The 17,635-nt window shown below is 73.8% G+C and carries 12 protein-coding genes and 2 tRNA genes; 1 reads left to right on the top strand and 13 read right to left on the bottom strand.

Translation table 11 applies throughout. The features are described 5' to 3' along the window. Nucleotides 1-39: 39 nt before the first annotated feature. Nucleotides 40-111, bottom strand: a tRNA-Val gene (locus ACWEVN_RS15565). A 37-nt stretch (nucleotides 112-148) separates the two neighbouring features. After that, nucleotides 149-223 (bottom strand) — tRNA-Val (locus ACWEVN_RS15560). A gap of 169 nt (nucleotides 224-392) precedes the next feature. On the opposite strand from ACWEVN_RS15560, the gene ACWEVN_RS15555 reads away from it, so the two are divergent. Next, nucleotides 393-1,835 carry a DHA2 family efflux MFS transporter permease subunit gene (locus ACWEVN_RS15555; RefSeq protein WP_452051681.1) on the top strand — a complete coding sequence of 481 codons (1,443 nt, stop codon included), beginning with the start codon at nucleotides 393-395 and terminating at the stop codon, nucleotides 1,833-1,835. A gap of 43 nt (nucleotides 1,836-1,878) precedes the next feature. On the opposite strand, the gene ACWEVN_RS15550 is transcribed toward ACWEVN_RS15555, so the two are convergent. The 11 genes from ACWEVN_RS15550 to ACWEVN_RS15500 are packed head-to-tail and all read right to left on the bottom strand — an operon-like array spanning nucleotide 1,879 to nucleotide 17,533. Further along, a complete protein-coding gene (locus tag ACWEVN_RS15550) occupies nucleotides 1,879-5,184 on the bottom strand; it encodes a serine hydrolase (protein ID WP_452051680.1) in 3,306 nt (1,101 codons plus the stop codon). After that, nucleotides 5,181-6,128, bottom strand: coding sequence for an ABC transporter ATP-binding protein (locus ACWEVN_RS15545; protein ID WP_449685690.1), 948 nt, complete (start codon nucleotides 6,126-6,128; stop codon nucleotides 5,181-5,183). Before ACWEVN_RS15545 ends, ACWEVN_RS15550 begins: the two co-directional genes overlap by 4 nt. Beyond that, nucleotides 6,125-8,002: a dipeptide/oligopeptide/nickel ABC transporter permease/ATP-binding protein gene (locus ACWEVN_RS15540; RefSeq protein WP_452051679.1), complete on the bottom strand. Its 1,878-nt coding sequence runs from the start codon at nucleotides 8,000-8,002 to the stop codon at nucleotides 6,125-6,127. Before ACWEVN_RS15540 ends, ACWEVN_RS15545 begins: the two co-directional genes overlap by 4 nt. A 1-nt stretch (nucleotide 8,003) precedes the next feature. Next, nucleotides 8,004-8,984, bottom strand: coding sequence for an ABC transporter permease (locus ACWEVN_RS15535; protein ID WP_449685688.1), 981 nt, complete (start codon nucleotides 8,982-8,984; stop codon nucleotides 8,004-8,006). Beyond that, nucleotides 8,981-10,636 carry an ABC transporter substrate-binding protein gene (locus ACWEVN_RS15530; protein ID WP_449685687.1) on the bottom strand — a complete coding sequence of 552 codons (1,656 nt, stop codon included), beginning with the start codon at nucleotides 10,634-10,636 and terminating at the stop codon, nucleotides 8,981-8,983. Before ACWEVN_RS15530 ends, ACWEVN_RS15535 begins: the two co-directional genes overlap by 4 nt. Further along, complete coding sequence (locus ACWEVN_RS15525; protein ID WP_452051678.1) at nucleotides 10,633-11,523, bottom strand: serine hydrolase; 891 nt, start codon at nucleotides 11,521-11,523, stop codon at nucleotides 10,633-10,635. Before ACWEVN_RS15525 ends, ACWEVN_RS15530 begins: the two co-directional genes overlap by 4 nt. Next, nucleotides 11,520-12,905 carry a serine hydrolase domain-containing protein gene (locus ACWEVN_RS15520; protein WP_452051677.1) on the bottom strand — a complete coding sequence of 462 codons (1,386 nt, stop codon included), beginning with the start codon at nucleotides 12,903-12,905 and terminating at the stop codon, nucleotides 11,520-11,522. Before ACWEVN_RS15520 ends, ACWEVN_RS15525 begins: the two co-directional genes overlap by 4 nt. Before the next feature lie 17 nt (nucleotides 12,906-12,922). Then, nucleotides 12,923-14,026, bottom strand: coding sequence for an o-succinylbenzoate synthase (gene menC, locus ACWEVN_RS15515; RefSeq protein WP_452051676.1), 1,104 nt, complete (start codon nucleotides 14,024-14,026; stop codon nucleotides 12,923-12,925). Further along, the gene (locus tag ACWEVN_RS15510) at nucleotides 14,023-14,907 is read right to left on the bottom strand and encodes a GNAT family N-acetyltransferase (RefSeq protein WP_452051675.1); all 885 of its coding nucleotides are present in this window, start codon (nucleotides 14,905-14,907) and stop codon (nucleotides 14,023-14,025) included. Before ACWEVN_RS15510 ends, menC begins: the two co-directional genes overlap by 4 nt. A gap of 23 nt (nucleotides 14,908-14,930) precedes the next feature. Further along, nucleotides 14,931-16,052, bottom strand: a complete 1,122-nt coding sequence (locus ACWEVN_RS15505; RefSeq protein WP_452051674.1) for a M20 family metallopeptidase — start codon at nucleotides 16,050-16,052, stop codon at nucleotides 14,931-14,933. Continuing rightward, nucleotides 16,049-17,533: an amidohydrolase family protein gene (locus ACWEVN_RS15500; RefSeq protein WP_449685681.1), complete on the bottom strand. Its 1,485-nt coding sequence runs from the start codon at nucleotides 17,531-17,533 to the stop codon at nucleotides 16,049-16,051. The genes ACWEVN_RS15505 and ACWEVN_RS15500 overlap by 4 nt, the downstream gene beginning before the upstream one ends. Nucleotides 17,534-17,635: the final 102 nt, after the last annotated feature.

The following is a 17,635-nucleotide window of genomic DNA, read 5'->3' as shown; positions in this document are numbered from 1 at the left end:
AAGGCCCCGTCCGCGGACGGGGCCTTCTTCGTTGTGGAGTGGGCGATACTGGGATCGAACCAGTGACCTCTTCGGTGTGAACGAAGCGCTCTCCCCCTGAGCTAATCGCCCATGTACGAACTTCCACGAAATCCGGGGGGTGGACTCGTGGTGCGCGATACTGGGATTGAACCAGTGACCTCTTCCGTGTCAGGGAAGCGCTCTCCCGCTGAGCTAATCGCGCGCTGCGGAACTTCGTACTGGCGGAAGCATATCGGACGCCTCCGGCGGCCGCGCAGGGGGGCCGGTGACCCGAAATCCGCCTGACAGAAGCGGCCCGAAACGGGCACACTGCGAAGGACGTCCGTTGTTCGCCACGGCCGTCTCCGGCCGACCAGGAGAGTCCCACCCCGATGACCAAAACCGTGTCCACCCCGCCCGCCGACGTGAACCGTGCCCCGGCGCGCTCGGGACTCCTCATCGGGACTCTCGTGCTCTCCGCGTTCGTGATGATCCTCAACGAGACCATCCTGAGCGTCGCTCTGCGGGACCTGACCGTCGACCTGCGGGTGCCGACGACGACCGTGCAGTGGCTGACCAGCGGGTTCCTGCTGACCATGGCCGTCGTCATCCCCACCACCGGGTTCATGCTCGAACGGTTCTCGCCGCGGCAGGTCTTCCTGTTCTCGATGGCGGCGTTCAGCCTGGGCACGCTGCTGAGCGCGCTCGCGCCCGGGTTCGGGCTGCTGATGGCCGGGCGCGTCGTGCAAGCCTGCGGCACCGCCGTGATGCTGCCGCTGCTGATGACCACGGTCATGCGGCTGGTGGCGCCGGAACGGCGCGGCGCGACCATGGGCACGATCACGATCGTCATCGCGGTCGCGCCGGCGATCGGGCCGACCATCGGCGGCGCGGTGCTGCCGCTCGGCTGGCGCTGGATGTTCTGGATCGTGCTGCCGCTGGCGATCGCCGCACTGGTGGCCGGCGGGCTGCTGCTGCGCATCGGCAGCGAGCGCCGTCAGGTACCGCTGGACGTGCCGTCGGTGCTGCTGTCGGCGATCGGGTTCGGAGGGGTGCTGTACGGCCTGTCCTCCAGCGGCGAGCAGGCCGGGGCCGAGCCGGCGGTGCCGGGCTGGGTGCCGATCGTCGTCGGCGTCGCGGCGCTGGTGGTCTTCACCTGGCGGCAGCTGCGGCTGCAGCGCCGGGACCGCGCGCTGCTCGACCTGCGGCCGTTCACCCACCGCAGCTTCGTCGTCGCGCTGGTGCTGACCGGCCTGCTGTTCGTGTGCCTGATCGGCGCCGCGGCGATCCTGCTGCCGCTCTACCTGCAGACCGTGCTGCACACGAGCACGTTCGTCAGCGGGCTGGCGGTGCTGCCCGGCGGTCTGGTGCTGGGCCTGCTGGGCCGCCCGGTCGGCGCGCTGTTCGACAAGGTCGGCAGCCGCCCGCTCGTCATCCCCGGCGCGGCGGCGATGGCCGCTTCGCTGTGGCTGTTCGCGGTGCTGGGGCCGGATTCGCCACTGATCGCGGTGATCGGGATCCACGTGCTGATGATGGCCGGGCTGGGCCTGATGATGACGCCGCTGTTCGCCGAGTCGCTCGGGGTGCTGCCCGAACACCTGTATTCGCACGGCAGCGCGATCCTTTCGACGCTGCAGCAGGTGGCCGGCGCCCTGGGCACGGCGATGTTCGTCACGGTGGCGACCATTGGCAGCCACGACACGACCGCGACCAGCCCGGACGCCTCCGGCCTGCGAGCGGCCTTCATCGTCGCCGGGGTCGTCGGCCTCATCGCCTTCGCCGGCACCTGGCTCATCCGGCGCAGCCCGGTCCCGCAAACCACTTCGCACCACTGAGTCCCGCTTCCACCGGACGAGTGGAAGCGGGACTCCGACGCCGCTACCCGACCTTCGGCGTCGCGCGGACGCCGCTGTGCAGGTAACGCTCCCCCGTCGGCAAGGTGTAGAACGTCGCCGAGATCCACGACCGGGTGCCCGGCTCGCGGAACGCGAACTGCGGGCCGCCCAACGGGATCAGGTCGTGTTCCGTCGTCGGTTCCGGCACCAGCTCGGCGATCGGGCCGGTGATCGACTGCCGCATCCGCAGGCCCGTCTCCCCTTCGAAGACCTCGATGCGCATCGACGCCCGCTCGTACACTCCGACGAACTCGGCCACCTCCACGGACGGCGGCTCGGCGGCCGGCGCAACCGGACGCGGCAGCGCCACTCCCCCCAGCGCAGCGAAGATCTCGCGGTAGAGCTCCTCGTACAGGTCGCGCGTGTTGCCGCCGTTGGTGAGCAGCGTGACCGCCAGGCCGTGCGAGGGCAGCAACCGCAGGAACGCCGACTGCCCGATCGTGTTGCCGTCGTGACCGATCACGCGGTGGCCGTCCCACTCGAAGCGGATCCAGCCGAGGCCCCACGAGTCCCCCAGCGTGTGCTTGTCCGGCATGTCCGCCTGCCACTCGGTCATCGCCGCCGCCGACGCCTCCGACAGCACCTCGCCACCGCCCGCCAGGTGCAGGCCGGCGAACTCGAGGACGTCCGCCGCCGTCGCCGTGATCAGGCCGGCCGGGCCCGCCGAACGCGGGAGGGTCCAGGCCGGCGCCGGTGCCGGCGCGCCGTCGCCCGCCGCGACGTGGCCCATCGCCGCTCGGTGCAGCAACGCCTCCTCCGGCAGTGTCCCCGTGTGGGTGAGACCCAGTGGGGTGAACAGCCGCTCGCGCAGGGCCGCGTCCCACGTCTGCCCGGTCAGCTTCTCGATCACCCGGCCCACCAGCACGAACCCCGAGTTGCAGTAGGACAGCGTCGCCCCGAGCGGGTGGTTCTGCGCGACCTCGTCGAGGAGGCCGACGAACTTCTCGAGGCAGTCGTCGCCGCGGCCGGTGTCGGTGAAGACGTCGCCGTCGATGCCACTCGTGTGGGTGAGCAGGTGCCGCAGGGTCACCTGCTTGGTGACGTCGGGGTCGGCCAGCCGCAGCTCGGGCAGCACGTCGGCGATCGGCGCGTCCAGCTTCAGCAGGCCCTCGTCGACCAGCTGCATCGCCACCGTGGCCGTCCAGACCTTGGTGATCGAGCCGATCTGGAACACCGAGTCGTCGGTGACCTCGACCCCGGTCGCCGTGTTCAGCACGCCGTGGCTCGCGAGCACCCGCTCGCCGCCGCGCAGGATGCCCAGGGACGCGCCCGGGACGCGGTGCTTGCGCGCGAGCGCGGCCAGGCGCCGCTGCCAGTGCGCGGCGTCCAGCGGCACCTGCGCCGGCCGGCCCGGCTCGCCCGCGTACTGCGAAACCCAGTCGACGATGCGGCGGTTGAAGTCCCGCCGGTGCGACGGCTTCCCGTCGAGGATGAACAGGTGGGACGCGCCCGGGTAGAGCACCAGGCGGGTCGGCACGCCCTGCTCGCGCAGCGCGGTGAACCACTGCTCGGCCTGCCCGGCCGGGCACCGGTCGTCGGCGGCACCCTGGACCACCAGGGTCGGCGTCCGCACCTTTTCCACCTGGGCCAGCGGGGAAAGCGCCGCGTAGTGGGCCCGGTTCTCCCACGGGATCGCGCCGAGTTCGGCCACGCCGAGGTAGTGCCCGCTGTCGGATGTGCCGGCCATGCTGACGACGTCGCTGACCACCCCGCCCGCGATCGCCGCGGCGAAGCGGTCGTCCCGGCTGGTGAGGTAGCAGGTCATGAAGCCGCCGTAGCTGTAGCCGGACACGGCGAGCCGCCGCGCGTCGGCCACGCCCTCGGCGACCAGGGTGTCCACGGGCTCGAGGAAGTCCCGGGCGTCGGCGACGCCCCAGGCACCGACCGCGGCGGTGTAGAACGCTTCGCCGTAGCCGTCGCTGCCGCGCGGGTTGAGCAGCAGCACCGCCCAGCCGCGCGCGACGAGTTCCTGGTGGTAGAGGTGCACGGCGTCGGCGGTGCCGTTCCACGCGTTGTGCGGGCCGCCGTGGATGTCCAGCAGCAGCGGCCGCGGGCCGGTGCGGGCCTGGTCGCGCAGCAGCCAGCCGGCCACGACCGTGCCGTCGGAGATGGTGAACTCCCGTTCCTCGCCCGCGAAGGGCTCGAAGCCGGGCCCGTGCGCGGTGCGCAGCTCGATCTCGCCGCCGGGCAGGTCGACCGTCGCGATCTCGCCGTAGGACGTCGGCGTGCCCAGCACGATCGCCGCCGTGTTCCCGGCGACCGACATCGCCGCCACGGCGTTCCCGGTGCCGCCGAGCACGAGCCGCGGCTCGCCCCCGTCGGGGTCGACGGCGTAGAGGTGGGTGTAGCCGCGGTCGCGCGCGCAGAACAGCACGGTGTCGCCCGCGAGCTGCGGCAGCGCGCCGGGATAACCGGGCGCCCCCGGCATGACGTTCCGGTCCAGCGGCGCGGCCAGGTCGGTGGTTTCCCCGCCGTCCAAGGGGATCCGCAGCAGCCCGAGGTGCCCGGGTGCGGTGTCGCGGCGGCCGACGACCAGCAGCGCGCGGCCGTCGGCGGTCCAGGTGACCGTGCCGCACATCCCCTCGCCCGAACCGACCAGGCGCGGCTCGCCGCCCGGCTCGACGACGTACGCGCCGGAGCGGAACGTCAGATCGGCGTCGGCGTCCTGGCCCGCGGGGAAGGCCAGCAGCGCGCCGTCCGGCGACCACGCGGGGTCGCCCGCGTGCCAGTCCCCCGACGTCACCTGCCGGACCTCGCCGGTGGCGACGTCGAGGACGTGGACGTGCTTGCGCAGCGTCCGCAGCAGCCCGGCGCCGTCGGCCTTGAAGTCGAGCCGGTCGGCGACCACGGGAGCGCCCGCACGACGGGCCCGGGCGGCGGCGTCTTCACCCTCGTCCGCGGCGAGGTCGACCGGGGCGGCGAAGGCGATCTCGGCGCCGTCCGGGCGCCAGACCGGGGTGCCCGCGCCGAGCGGCAGCGTGGTGACCCGTTCGGGCTCACCGCCGTCCGCCGGGAGCAGCCAGAGCTGGGCCGGGCCGTCCTGGGCGCGCAGGAACGCCAGGCGCGTGCCGTCCGGCGACCACGCCGGCGCCAGGTCGGCCGGGCCGCGGGTGAGCCGGCGCGGCTCGCCGCCCTCGGTTCCGACGAGCCAGAGCGAGCGGGCGTCCTCGTCCTCGTCGCGGTCGGCGGTGCGCAGGACGTACGCGATCCGGCGGCCGTCCGGCGCCATCGCCGGCTGCTCGGGGGAGACGAAGGCGTCGAGGTCGTCGATGCCGGGACGTCGGGTCATGCGGATCTCCTCGTGGGATGACCGGCGGCGAAGTGGCACGCCGCGGAGTGGGACCGGCCCGCGGCCTCGCCGGCCGGGTCGGTGGTGATGCAGACCGTGCGGTCCGGGTGCGCGAGCGGCCCGATCGGGCAGCGCGGGTGGTAGCGGCAGCCGGACGGCGGGTGGTGCGGATCGGCGGGTTCGGTGTCGGCGAGCGGGTCGTCGCCGGTGTCGTCGAGCAGGCTCCGGTGGGCCGAGGGCGCGGCGGCCAGCAAGTCCCGCGTGTAGGGGTGCTGGGGATCGGTGAGGACCTGCGCGGCGGGCCCGGCCTCGACGATCCGGCCGAGGTACATCACCGCGACGACGTCGCTGACGTACCGCACCACGGCGAGGTTGTGCGAGATGAACAGCATCGACAGCGCGAGCCGCCGCTGCACGTCCCGGACCAGGTTGAGCACGGCCCCCTGCACCGAGACGTCGAGCGCCGAGGTGATCTCGTCGGCGATCAGCACCTTCGGCCGTCCCGCGAGCGCCCGGGCGAGCGCGACGCGCTGCCGTTGGCCGCCCGAAAGCCGGCCGGGCAGCAGGTCCGCCCGCTCGGGGTCGAGGTTCACCAGTTCGAGCAGCCGGGCCACCTCGGCCCGGCGTCCGGCGCCACGCGGCATCGCCTCGGCGATCGACTCCCCGATCGCCATCCGCGGGTCCAGCGACGAATACGGGTCCTGGAACACCATCTGCAACGGCCGCCGCCGCGGCAGCCGGCGCACGTCGACGCCGCCGAGCCGGACCCGGCCCGCGCTGACCGGCGCGAGCCCGGCGGCCGCCCGGGCGAGGGTCGACTTGCCGGAGCCGGACTCGCCGACCAGGCCGACGACCTGCCCGGACGGGACGGTCAGGCTGACGCCGTCGACCGCGGTCAGCCGGCCGTAGCGGACGCTCACCGCGTCGAACTCCAGAGCGCTCACGCGGCTCCCTCCTCGTGCGACTGTCCGGAAAGGACGGTGACCTGCGGGTGCCAGCAGGCGACCCGGTGGCCGTCCCCGGCCGGTTCGAGCACCGGGTCTTCGGTGCGGCAGCGGTCCGAGGCCACCGGGCACCGGGCGGCGAACGCGCAGCCTTCCGGCACCTGGCCGGGTTCCGGCGGGCGGCCGGGGATGACCTCGAGGGGCCGGTCGCGGTCGGTGTCGAGGTCGACCGTGGTGGCCAGCAGCGCCCGCGTGTACGGGTGCCGGGCCGCGGCACCGCTCGGGAGGTCCTCGACGATCCGGCCGGCGTACATCACCAGCATCCGTCCGCAGGTCTGGGCCACGACGGCGATGTCGTGGCTGATCAGCAGGATCGCCGCGCCCTCGGCCTCGCGCGTGCGGGCCAGCAGCCGCAGCACCTGCCGCTGCACGGTGACGTCGAGCGCGGTCGTCGGCTCGTCGGCCACGATCAGCTTCGGCCGGCCCATCAGGCCCATGCCGATCATCGCCCGCTGCCGCATGCCGCCGGAGAACTCGTGCGGGTACTGCCGCGCCCGCCGCTCGGGGGCCGGGACGCGCACGGCGGCCAGCCGGTCCACCGCGCGGGCGAACGCCTGGCGCCGCGACAGGCCGTGGTGCTGCTCGGACACTTCGGCGAGCTGGCCGCCGACGCGGCGGGCGGGGTTGAACGACGTCATCGGGTCCTGGAACACCATGGCGAGCGCGGTGCCGAGCTCCCGGTCGGACGCCTCGGACAAGGCCTTCCCGGCGAATTCGAGCCGGTCGGCGGTGACCAGGCCGGGCGCTTCGACCAGCCGGGACACGGCCAGCGCGGTCAGGCTCTTGCCGGAGCCGGACTCGCCGACCACGCCGATCGCCTCGCCCGCGCGGACGCTGAAGCTGACTCCGCGCACCGGGACCGTCCAGCCGGACGGCCCGGGGAACGCCACCCGGAGGTTCTCGACCACGAGCACGGCGTCCGCAGGCGGCTCGCCGGGCGCGGGCCGGGCCGCCGGCAGCGGCGGCGCCCCACGCCGGGTCGCCCGGGTCCGGACGCCGACCACCGCGGCGACCGTCTCCCCGACCAGGTTGAACGCCAGCCCGGCGAGCACCACCGCCGCGGCCGGGGCGAGCGCGGCCACCGGGGTGACGTAGATGCCGTCCAGGCCCTCGCGCAGCAGCCGTCCCCAGTCGTAGTCCGGTGCCTGCACGCCGATGCCGAGGAACGACAGCCCGGCGAAGGCCAGCAGCGCCGAGCCCGCCCCGATGGTCGCGTTGACCACCAGGGGTTCGCCGATGTTCGGCAGCACGTGCCGGGCCAGCAGCCGGATCCGGCCGACGCCGGCGATCCGGGCCGCGGCGACGAAATCGCGGCCGCTGACCGACGCCGAGAGCGTCTGCACGAGCCGCGCGAACGCCGGCGCCGTCGCGAACCCGATCGCCAGCACCGCGCCCTGCGTGCCGACGCCGAAGATCACCGCGAGGAACAGGGCCAGCAGCAGGCCGGGGAACGCGACGGCGATGTCGACGACCGCCGTCAGCAACCGGCCCACGCGCCGGGGCAGCACCGACGGCAGCGTCCCGAGGACGACGCCGGTGCCGGCGCCGATCGCGGTGGCGAGCACGGCCAGGCCGACCGAGAGCCGGGTCGCGACCAGGGTGCGCAGCAGCAGGTCGCGGCCGAGGGAGTCGGTGCCGAACGGGTGCGCCCCGGACGGGCCCTGGCCGATCGCGTCGGTGTCGATCGCCGCCGCGCCCTCGCCCCACAGGAGCGGGGCCAGCGCGGCCAGGACGACGACCAGGGCCAGCAGCACCGCCGAGCACGCGCCCACCGGGGTGCGCAGGGCCGCCGCCCAGGTACCGCGTCGCGCCATGTCACGCCTCCCGAATGGCCGAGCGCGGGTCGAGCAGCCCGAGCACGACGTCGACCAGCAGGTTCACCAGCAGCACGCCGACGCCGTAGACGAGCACGATCCCCTGCACCAGCGGGTAGTCCTTCTGGAGGATCGACTGCACGATCGTCGAGCCGAGACCGGGCCAGGCGAAGACGTTCTCGACCAGCACCGTGCCCGCGACCATCCCGGTCAGCATCAGCCCGCCCAGGGTCAGGGTCGCGGTCAGCGCGTTCGGCAGGGCGTGCCGGACGTAGACCAGCCGCGCGGGCAGCCGTTTCGCCCGCGCAGTGCGGACGAAGTCGGCGCCCAGCACCGAAAGCAGTTCCACCCGGACGATCCGGGCGAGCACCGCCGACGGCCCGGTGGCCAGGGCCGCGACCGGCAGCACGTACGCGCTCGCGCCGTCGCCTCCGGCCACCGGGAACCAGCCGAGGCCGACCGCGAGCAGCGCCACCAGCGCGACCGCCACCAGGAATTCCGGGACGGCGGCGAGGAAGGCGCTCACCGAGGTGAACACCAATTCGCTGCCGCGGCGGCGGCCACCGCGGGTCAGCACCGCGAAGACCACGCCGACCGGGATCGCGACGGCGACGACGACCGCGAAGGCCGGCACCGCCAGCTGCAGGGTCGCCGGCAGCCGGTCGCCGATCACCTGCGTGACCGGCTGGCCGCTCGCCATCGACGTCCCGAAGTCGCCGGTGACCAGGCCGCGCAGGTAGTGCCCGTACTGCACCCACAGCGGGTCGTCGAGGCCGAGTTCCAGCCGCTTCGCCCGCACCAGGTCGGCCGGGGCGGTCATCCCGAGCGCGGCCCGCACGGGGTCGCCGGGGACCAGGTGGATCATCAGGAAGGCCGCGGTGACCAGCGCCCACAGCGAGACGGCGAACCGGGTCAGCCGCCGGGCGGCGAACGCCGGCCACGGTCCGCCGCGCAGCCGCGCGGGCGCCGCCGCCGTGGTCATCGCGCGTACATCCGGATCGTCGACGGCGTGATGGCGCCCTGGCTGACCTCGAACCGCGACGCGCTCGCGTAGTACGGCACGACGGAGTCGATGTAGGGCACGACGTCGACGCGCTTGATCAACGCGGTCTCGGCGGCCTGCCAGGCCGGGCAGCTGGCCTCGCCGCTCATCGCGGCCGCCTGCTTCACGCCCTGGTCGTAGCCGGGGTTGGCGATGTGGCCGAAGTTGGTCCCGTCCGGCGCCGCCGGGCCGGACACGAACGGCACCAGCTGGCTGGGCAGGGTGAGCCCGAGCGGCCCGAGGGACACCTCCCACTCGCCGGTGCCGAACAGCACCTGCGACAGGCCGGGACTGTCGACGGCCTTGAGCGTGACCTCGGCGCCGAGGGACTTCCACGTCTGCTGGGCCAGTTCGGCGGTGGGCGCCATGGTCGGGCCGAGCTGGGTGCCGTACAGGACGGTGAGGGTCAGCCGCTTGCCGCCCTTGACGCGCACGCCGTCCGGGCCGGCCTTCCAGCCCGCGGCGTCCAAAGCGGACGCGGCGGCGGCCGGGTCGTGGTTGGGCAGGTGGCCGGTGACGGTGTCGCCCGAGCACGCCTTCGGCTCGGCGGTGACCAGGCCCTGCGACGGTTTGCCGGTGCCGTTGGTGAGCACCTTGCCGAGCTGGGCGAGGTCGAGCGCCTGGGTGAGCGCGCGCCGCACGGCCTCGTCCTGGCCGGGGCGGCCGGGGGCCTGGTTGTAGAAGATCTCCCCGAGCGGGGCGAGGTAGTCCGCGTGGAAGAGTTTGCGCGCTTCCAGCCGCTGACGGTCCGGCCCGTTGATCTGACCGGCGTTCACCTCGCCGGACAGCAGCAGGTTCGCCGCCGTCGCGGTGTTCGGGACGACCCGGGCGACGACCTTGTCCGGCAGGCCCGGCTGCTGCGCTTTCCAGTCCCCCGGCCCCCACGCGTAGTCCTTGCGGCGGGTGAACGTGTAGTGGTCGTTCGGCACGATCTCGGAAACGGCGAACATGCCGGTGCCGCTGCCGCCCGTGGCCAGCAGCTTCCGGTCGGCGAGCCCCTTGCCGCAGACGATCGGCAGTTCGCCGACGTTCCGGAGCAGGAACGCGTCCGGTCCGCCGCTGGTGACGGTGATCGTCCGGGTCGCTTCGTCGGCACTGGCCTTGGTCCCGGGCGCGATCGTCAGGCCGGCGAACGGCGACTTGTTGGCCGGGTCGCCGACGAAGACGATGTTCGCGGCGACGTCGGCGGCGGTCAGCGGGGCGCCGTCCGCGCAGGTGATGCCGGGCCGCAGGGTGAACTTCGCCGTGGTGTTCGTGGCGTCCCACTTTTCGGCGAGGTTCGGGAGCGGCTTGCCGTCGGGGGTGAGGTCGAGCAGGGAGTCGTAGAGGAACCGGTCGACCTGCGCGGTCACCGCCAGCACCGACATGTGCGGGTCGAGGTTGCCCGGGTCGGAGGGCAGCCCGAGGGTGAAGGTCTTGCCGTCGGCGAGGGTGCCGCCGGCCGCGCTGCCGCCGCCCGGTCCCGCGCAGGCGGTGGCCGCGAGGGCAAGCGCGCCGAACAGGACCACCACCGTTCCGGTGTCGAACCGGGGCTTCGCCCCGGGCCGGGGGCTCCGCCACCCGGACCCCCGCAGGAAATGGTGGTGCGTCATCGCTTCTCCTTCCGCAGGTGGTCCACGGCGAGCCGGCCGGCCCGGCCGATCGCCGCGTCGATGGCGGGTTGGCGCTCGGCCAGGGAGTTCGCGCGGGTGAACACCGCGACGGCAAACCGGCGACCGTCCGGATAGGACACGACACCCGCTTCGTTGCGCACCGCGGGCAACGTGCCGGTCTTGGCCGCGACCCCGACGTCCGAGGGGAATCCGGACGACAGGCGGTGCGGCCAGATCTGCCGCGCCAGCATCGAGCGCACCCGCTCACAGGCCGCCGGGTCGCCCGCCCGGTCGGTCCACACCGCGTCCAGCAGCTCGGTGATCTCCCTCGGCGTCGACGACGTCGTGCGCTCGGGGTCCAGCACCGCGAGCTTCCACGTCTGCTCGGGCGTCGCCTCCGCGAAGACGGCGTCGATGTCGGCGTCTTCGGGCGCCCCGACGTCGGCGAGCGCGGAGGCGAACAGGTCCTCGCAGCAGCCGATCAGCCGGGTGCGGTGCAGGCCGAGGTCGGTCAGGAGGCGGTCGACGGCCTGCTGCCCGATCCGGTGGTAGACGACGTCGGTGGCGGCGTTGTCGCTCATGGTCAGCATGAACAGCGCGAGGTCGCGCCAGCTCATCTCGACGTCGTCCGCACATCCCGCGGTGCCGATGCCGCCGATGCGGTAGCGGCGGCCGACGCGGGTCCGGGCCGTCTCGTCCAGCCGTCCCGCCGCGGCTTCCCGCGCGTAGGCGACGGCGACCGGGATCTTGAACACCGACGCCAGCACCACCGGATCGTCGGCGCCGACGGCCACCGACGGGCCGCCGCCGATCTCCCGCGCGTGCAGGAACCCGCGCGCGTCCGCCCGGGCGAAGACGTCGGCGATCTCCGCCTCCACCGCGCTCACGCGTCGACCCGCCGGTCGGCGCGGCCGGTGTGCAGGTACAGCGCGCGGCCGGTGCCGTCGTCGCCGACGAAGGCGTGCGGCACGTACATGCCCTGCATCGGCTCGGCCAGGATCAGCGTGTCACCGTTCAGCGCGACCAGCTCGGTCTTCTCCGGCTTGGCCAGCTCCGCGAGGATCCCCTTTGGGATGCGCTCGACCCAGACCCGGCCGTCGTCGTCCTGGCTGACCACGATGTCCGCCACCGACGACGAGTACTCGCCGACGTACCGCGAGGCGTCGAACCGCGGCGCGGCCGGGTCGGGCACCGGCGGCACCCGCAGGGCGATGCCGGTCAGCTCGCGCAGGACGTGCCCGACGACCTCGGTGTAGACGGCGATCGGGTCGCCGCCGTTGGTCAGCAGGGCCACCGCGACGTCGTGCTCCGGGGCCACGCGCAGGAACGCGGACTGGCCGATCGTGCCGCCGTCGTGGCCGACGACCTCTCCGCCGGGTGCGTCGAACAGCGACCAGCCGAGGCCCCACGCGTCGCCGAAGAGACCGAGATCGGGCAGCTCGACCAGGCGCTCCCGCATCGCGCGGGCGCTCTCCGCGCCGAGCACGCGGGTGCCGTCGGGGCCTTCGCCGTCCCGCAGGTGCATGGCGGCGAACGTGACGAGGTCCCGCGGGCGCATCGCGAGCATCGAGCCCGCCGGGGCGTTCGACGGCGCCAGCGCCCAGGTGCTCGCGGGTTCCGGCGCCGCGCCGGGCGAGGGCGTCAGGTGTCCCAGTGCGGCGCGGAAGCGGATCGCCTCGTACGGGCTCGGCGCCGCGTGCGTCAGGCCGAGCGGCGTGAACAGGTGGTCCTGCAGGCAGGCGTCGTAGGTCTTGCCGCGCAGGACTTCCACGAGCCGGCCGAGCACGCAGAACCCGGCGTTGTTGTAGGAGAACATCTCGCCGGGGGCGAACAGCTGCGGGACGTCGCCGAGGGTGGCGACGTACTTCTCGACGCAGTCGGCGCCGCGGCCGGTGTCGGTGAAGATGTCGCCTTCGAAGCCGGCGGTGTGGCACAGCAGCTGCCGGACGGTGATCCGCGCGGCCGCCGCCTCGTCGCCGAGCACGAACTCCGGCAGGTACTCCCGGACCGGCCGGTCGAGGTTGAGGACGCCGTCGTCGACGAGCTGCAGCACCAGGGTGGCCGTCCAGACCTTGGTGATCGAGCCGATCTGGAACAGCGAGTCGACGTCCGCTTCGACCCCGGTGGCCTTGTTGAGCACGCCGGCGGCGTGGTCGACGATCTCGCCGCCGGCGTACACGGCGACGGCGGCGCCGGGGACGTGGTGCTCGGCCAGCAGGGCGGGCAGCCGGGTCTGCAGCCAGGCGGAGAGTTCGGGGAGCTTCGACATGGGGACCTCTCGTTTCGCTAGGCGAGCCAGGACTTCGCGGTGGTCACCTCGGCCAGCCGCCCGGGGACCGGGGTGACGCCGAGGCCGGGCCCGGACGGCACCGGCAGCCGTCCGGCTTCGAGCACGAACGGCTCGGTGATGTCGGTGCGGTAGAACCGGTCCGACGCCGAGGTGTCGCCGGGCAGGGTGAACCCGGGCAGCGCCGCCAGCGCGACGTTGGCGGCCCGGCCCAGCCCGGTTTCGAGCATCCCGCCGCACCAGACGGGAATGCCGTGCGCGGCGCAGACGTCGTGCACCCGCCGCGCCTCCAGGTAGCCGCCGACCCGGCTGGGCTTGATGTTGACGATCCGGCAGGCGCCGAGCCGGATCGCGTCGGCGGCCGACCGCGCCGACACGACGGTTTCGTCCAGGCAGATCGGCGTCCGGAGGTGCTTGGCCAGTTCGGCGTGGCCGAGCACGTCCTCCTCTTCCAGGGGCTGCTCGATCAGCAGCAGCCCGAACGGGTCCAGCCGCTGCAGCTGCGGCACGTCCGAGAGCGTGTACGCCGTGTTCGCGTCGACCTGCAGCAGGACGTCGTCGCCGAAGCGCTCGCGGACCGCGCGCACCGGCTCGACGTCCCAGCCGGGTTCGATCTTCAGCTTGATGCGCAGGTAGCCCGCGTCGAGGTAGCCGCCGACGACGTCCAGCAGCTGCGGGATCGAGTCCATGATCCCGACCGACACCCCGCACGGCACGGAGTCCTTTGTGGACCCCAAAGCGGTGCCGAAGGACATGCCGTGCGCGCGCAGCTCGGCGTCGAACACGGCCATTTCCAGCGCGGCCTTGGCCATCCGGTGGCCCTTGAACTTCGCCAGCAGCGGCGCGACCTTGTTCGCCGTCAGGTCGCCGGCGGCGAGGAGCGCGGGCACGAGGAAGGCCTGCAGCACGTGCTCGACGCCGTCGATGTACTCCGAGGAGTAGAGCGGGCCGGCCATCGCCCCGCACTCGCCCCAGCCTTCGCCTTCGGACGTCACCGCGCGCAGGAGCAGCAGTTCGCGGTCGGCCTGCGTCCCGAACGACGTCCGGAACGGGGCGACCAGGGGCATCCGCACGCGCAGCAGTTCCACACCGGTGAGCTTCATCGGGACTCCTTGGTGAGCACGTACCAGCCGGCTCGATCGAATCCGGTGACCGAAGCGCCCTGCGCGAGCAGGCCGCCGAGCACGTCGCGCAGCGCGACCCGCCAGGCCCGGCCCTGGTCCGGGTCGGTGCGCCGGAGTGCCTCGATGTCCGGCGGGACGGCGACCCGCACCACCGGCGTGTCCGCGGCCCCGATGACCGGGCCTCCGTCCGGACCGGCCGCCAGGGCGACCGCGGCGCCCCGCAGCGTCGCCGCGTCCACCCGGTCCGGCCGGCCGGCGGCGGCCGTCCGCACGGACGGGCTCGCCAGGTCCCAGGTGACCATGAGGCGGTCGGTGTCGCCGGTGCCGTTGATGCCGTCCTGCATCGGGCCGTAGAAGTCCGGAAGGTAGTGCGCCGGGCGGGCGGCGAGCTTGGTCAGGTTGAAGTGGGCGTTGCGGCGCACCAGCGGGTCGAAGGTCCAGGAGATCTCCGCGACGCCCTGGCGCAGGGCCCACGCGCGCTGGTGCAGCTTCAGCGCGAAGCCGATGCCGCGGCCGTGCCCGGCCGTCGCGACGCCGGCGATGTGGCTGTGCAGTCCTCCCTTCGCGGGTTCGCCGAAGAACCCGAAGCAGGCACCGAGCAGCTCAGGCCCGTCGAACGCGCCGGCCACGTAGTTGCCCGCCGACACCATGGCCCGCAGCAGCTCGGCCGTCACCAGGGGGTTTCCCGGGGCGGGCCGCCAGATCGATTCGAAGAGCCGGGACACCGCGGCCAGGTCGGCGACCTCGGCCAGGGTGCGGATCCGGACGCCCGAGGCGAGCGCGGCGCCGGCCGCCGCGGCGGTGGCCTCGTCCCGCAGCGGCGGGGCTGTGTTCGTCACGACTTCTGTCACGCCCACCATCCTTTCCGGACGTTCGCCGCCGGTCACCGTTGTCCCGCACGGGATTCGTCGCCGGTGTTCGTCGGCGCGGACGAACTCCGCCGGGTCAGGACGGCTTCGGTGAGCGCGGTGAGCAGCGCGGTTCGCCGGGGCAGTTCGGCGACGACGACGTGTTCGTCGTCGGCGTGCGCTCCCCCGCCGACCGCGCCGAGGCCGTCGAGCGTCGGAATGCCCAGCCCGGCGGTGAAATTGCCGTCCGAGGCGCCGCCGACCGCGGCCTCGGTGAGCGTCCCGCCCGCGAGTTCGTTCGCGAGCACGAACAGCTCCGCGGACGCTCCCGCGTCCAGAGGCGGGCGGTTGATGCCGCCGGAGATGTGGATCCGGGCCTCTTCGTGCACCGGGGCGAGGCTTCTGATGGCGCGGTCGACGCGCTCCTGTTCGGCGGCGTCCCACACCCGCACGTCGACGGCGACGCTCGCCTGGGCGGGCACGGTGTTCGTCGTGGTCCCGGCCGTCAGCGCGGTCGGCACGACGGTGGTGCCGCGGTCGGCGTCGGCAAGCGCGGCGATCGCGAGGATCTGGTGGGCGATCTCGATCCCCGCGTTGACGCCCTTTTCCGGTTCGAGCCCGGCGTGCGCGGCCCGGCCGTCGACCTCGACGCGGTAGAGGGAAACGCCTTTGCGGCGTGTCTTCAGCGCGCCGCCGTCGGCTGAGGCTTCGAGCACGAAGACCGCGTCGCAGCTCTTGGCTTCCTCTTCGATCAAGGTGCGCGACAGCGGCGAGCCGATTTCTTCGTCGCCGGTGACGAGGATCGAGAGGCCGTCGCGGTCGGGCAGCGCGGCAGCGGCGTGCAGGGCCATCACGACCCCGGCCTTCATGTCGAAGCAGCCGGGTCCGCGCAGGATCCCGTCGCGGACCTCGAAGGGGTGCGTGCGCAGGGATCCCAGTGGCCACACGGTGTCGTGGTGGCCGAGCAGCAGGACCCGCGGCTCGCCGTCGCCGAACCGCCAGCGCAGGTGCGTGCAGCCGCCGATGACGGTCCGTTCGGGTTCGACGCCGAGCACGCGGCCGCCGATCCCGGCGACCACCTCGGCGCTGCGCGCGACGGCTTCGTGGTCGGCCGACGGTGACTCGCACCGGACGAGTGTCTCGATGTCGTCGATCACCGCGGCTCACCCCGCAACGGCCGGCCGGGCAGTGCGCCGGTGTCCAGGGTCCCGTCGCGGACCACCGGAACTCCGGCGACGTACAGGTGCCGGACGCCGTGGGAGGGCCGGGTGGGGTCGGCGTAGGTGGCGGCATCGGTGATCCGGTCCGGGTCCAGGACGACGACGTCGGCGTCGGCTCCGGCGCCCAGGTGGCCCTTGCGGCGGGCGTCGGGCGCGACGTCGTCGAGGAGCCGTGACGGCAGGTAGGAGCAGCGCCGGAACGCCTCGAGCCAGCTCCAGGCGCCGGTCTCGCGGACCATCAGGCGCAGGGTCTTGGCGAAGGTGCCCGCGGTGCGCGGGTGCGTCCGGCCGCCGGGCGGCAGCGGCCACTCGGTGCTCTCGCTGCGGCCGTCCGGCCAGGACACGGGCATCGCGTCGCTGGCGACGACGGCGTCGGGGAAGGCCAGGGCCCGGTGCAGCAGCGCGCGTTCGCGGGGGTTGTCCTCGTCGAGGAACTCCAGGAGGCACGGCGCACCCGGGTCGTCCCGGCGCAGCTGACGCAGGCGGGCTTCGTCGCGCACGCGTTCGCCGGTTTCGAGGATGACCACACTGGACGGCCGGAGTCCCTTGAGCCGCAGGCGGTCCGGCTCGATGAAGGCGGCACCGACCGCGGTGCTGCCGGCGCCGTAGGGGTAGGCCTCGACGGTGACGCGGGAACCGGCGCGCCGGGCGTCGTCGAGCGTGGCGAGGACGCGGTCGACGTGGTGGCCGGAGGTGCTGTTGACGTGGCAGTGGTGCATCGCGGCACCGGTCTCCCCCGCGGCGGCGGCGATCTCGGCCGAGCCGTCGACCGGGATCGCGGGATCGACCTCGACGAGTTCGCGCACGTGGGTGTAGGTGGGCACGCCGGCCCGCGCGGCGAGGTGGGCGACGGCGAGGAACTCCGCGGGCGCGGACTGCGGCGCGTACCCCATGAGGACGCCGATGCCCAGGGCGCCCGCGGCCAGCTCGGTGTCCAAAAGGGACAGCCAGGCGGTCAGCTCGGTGGGGGTGGAGGACCGCTGCCAGGCGGGGTTGCCGAGGACGGCCAGGCCGCTGTCGATGTTCGCGTCGGGCTCGATCCCGGCCAGGACCTGCGCCCGGGCGGCACCCCAGGAGGCGGAGAAGCCGTAGTGCAGCGGCCGCCCGGCCGCGGCGGCCTCGGCGTAGGCGCGCTCGACGGGCATCAGGCCGGCTTCGAGGTCGAGCGCGGTGGTGACGCCGTCCATCGCCTGCAGCCGCTGCCCGGCGACGGAGTGCACGTGACTGTGCAGGTCGACGAACCCGGGCCCGACGACGAGCCCGGTGACGTCGACTTCGGTGTCCGCTTCCAGCCCGGCCCCGACGGCCTCGATCCCGTTCTCGGACAGGACCACGTCGGCGACGCCGTCGAACCCGGTCCCCGGATCGACGACCCGGCCGCCCCGCAAGAGTGTCCGCACCCGCCGCCTCCTCGTCACCGCCCGATCGAGGTGACGTTAGGAGGATTTCCGCACTCGCCGTTCGTCCCCGGCCACGAACTCCGGCCGCCCGAATTATCCGCGCGGACGAACCGCACCGGA

Source organism: Amycolatopsis sp. NPDC003861, from assembly GCF_053605405.1.
The sequence above is the reverse complement of the archived record's forward strand: the minus strand, read 5'-3'. Positions and strand labels throughout refer to the sequence as shown.

Coding starts and splice junctions, on each gene's coding strand:
- ACWEVN_RS15555 (WP_452051681.1), top strand. CDS start 393: ATGACCAAAACCGTGTCCACCCCGCCCGCCGACGTGAACCGTGCCCCG.
- ACWEVN_RS15550 (WP_452051680.1), bottom strand. CDS start 5,184: ATGACCCGACGTCCCGGCATCGACGACCTCGACGCCTTCGTCTCCCCC.
- ACWEVN_RS15540 (WP_452051679.1), bottom strand. CDS start 8,002: ATGGCGCGACGCGGTACCTGGGCGGCGGCCCTGCGCACCCCGGTGGGC.
- ACWEVN_RS15535 (WP_449685688.1), bottom strand. CDS start 8,984: ATGACCACGGCGGCGGCGCCCGCGCGGCTGCGCGGCGGACCGTGGCCG.
- ACWEVN_RS15530 (WP_449685687.1), bottom strand. CDS start 10,636: ATGACGCACCACCATTTCCTGCGGGGGTCCGGGTGGCGGAGCCCCCGG.
- ACWEVN_RS15520 (WP_452051677.1), bottom strand. CDS start 12,905: ATGTCGAAGCTCCCCGAACTCTCCGCCTGGCTGCAGACCCGGCTGCCC.
- menC (WP_452051676.1), bottom strand. CDS start 14,026: ATGAAGCTCACCGGTGTGGAACTGCTGCGCGTGCGGATGCCCCTGGTC.
- ACWEVN_RS15510 (WP_452051675.1), bottom strand. CDS start 14,907: ATGGTGGGCGTGACAGAAGTCGTGACGAACACAGCCCCGCCGCTGCGG.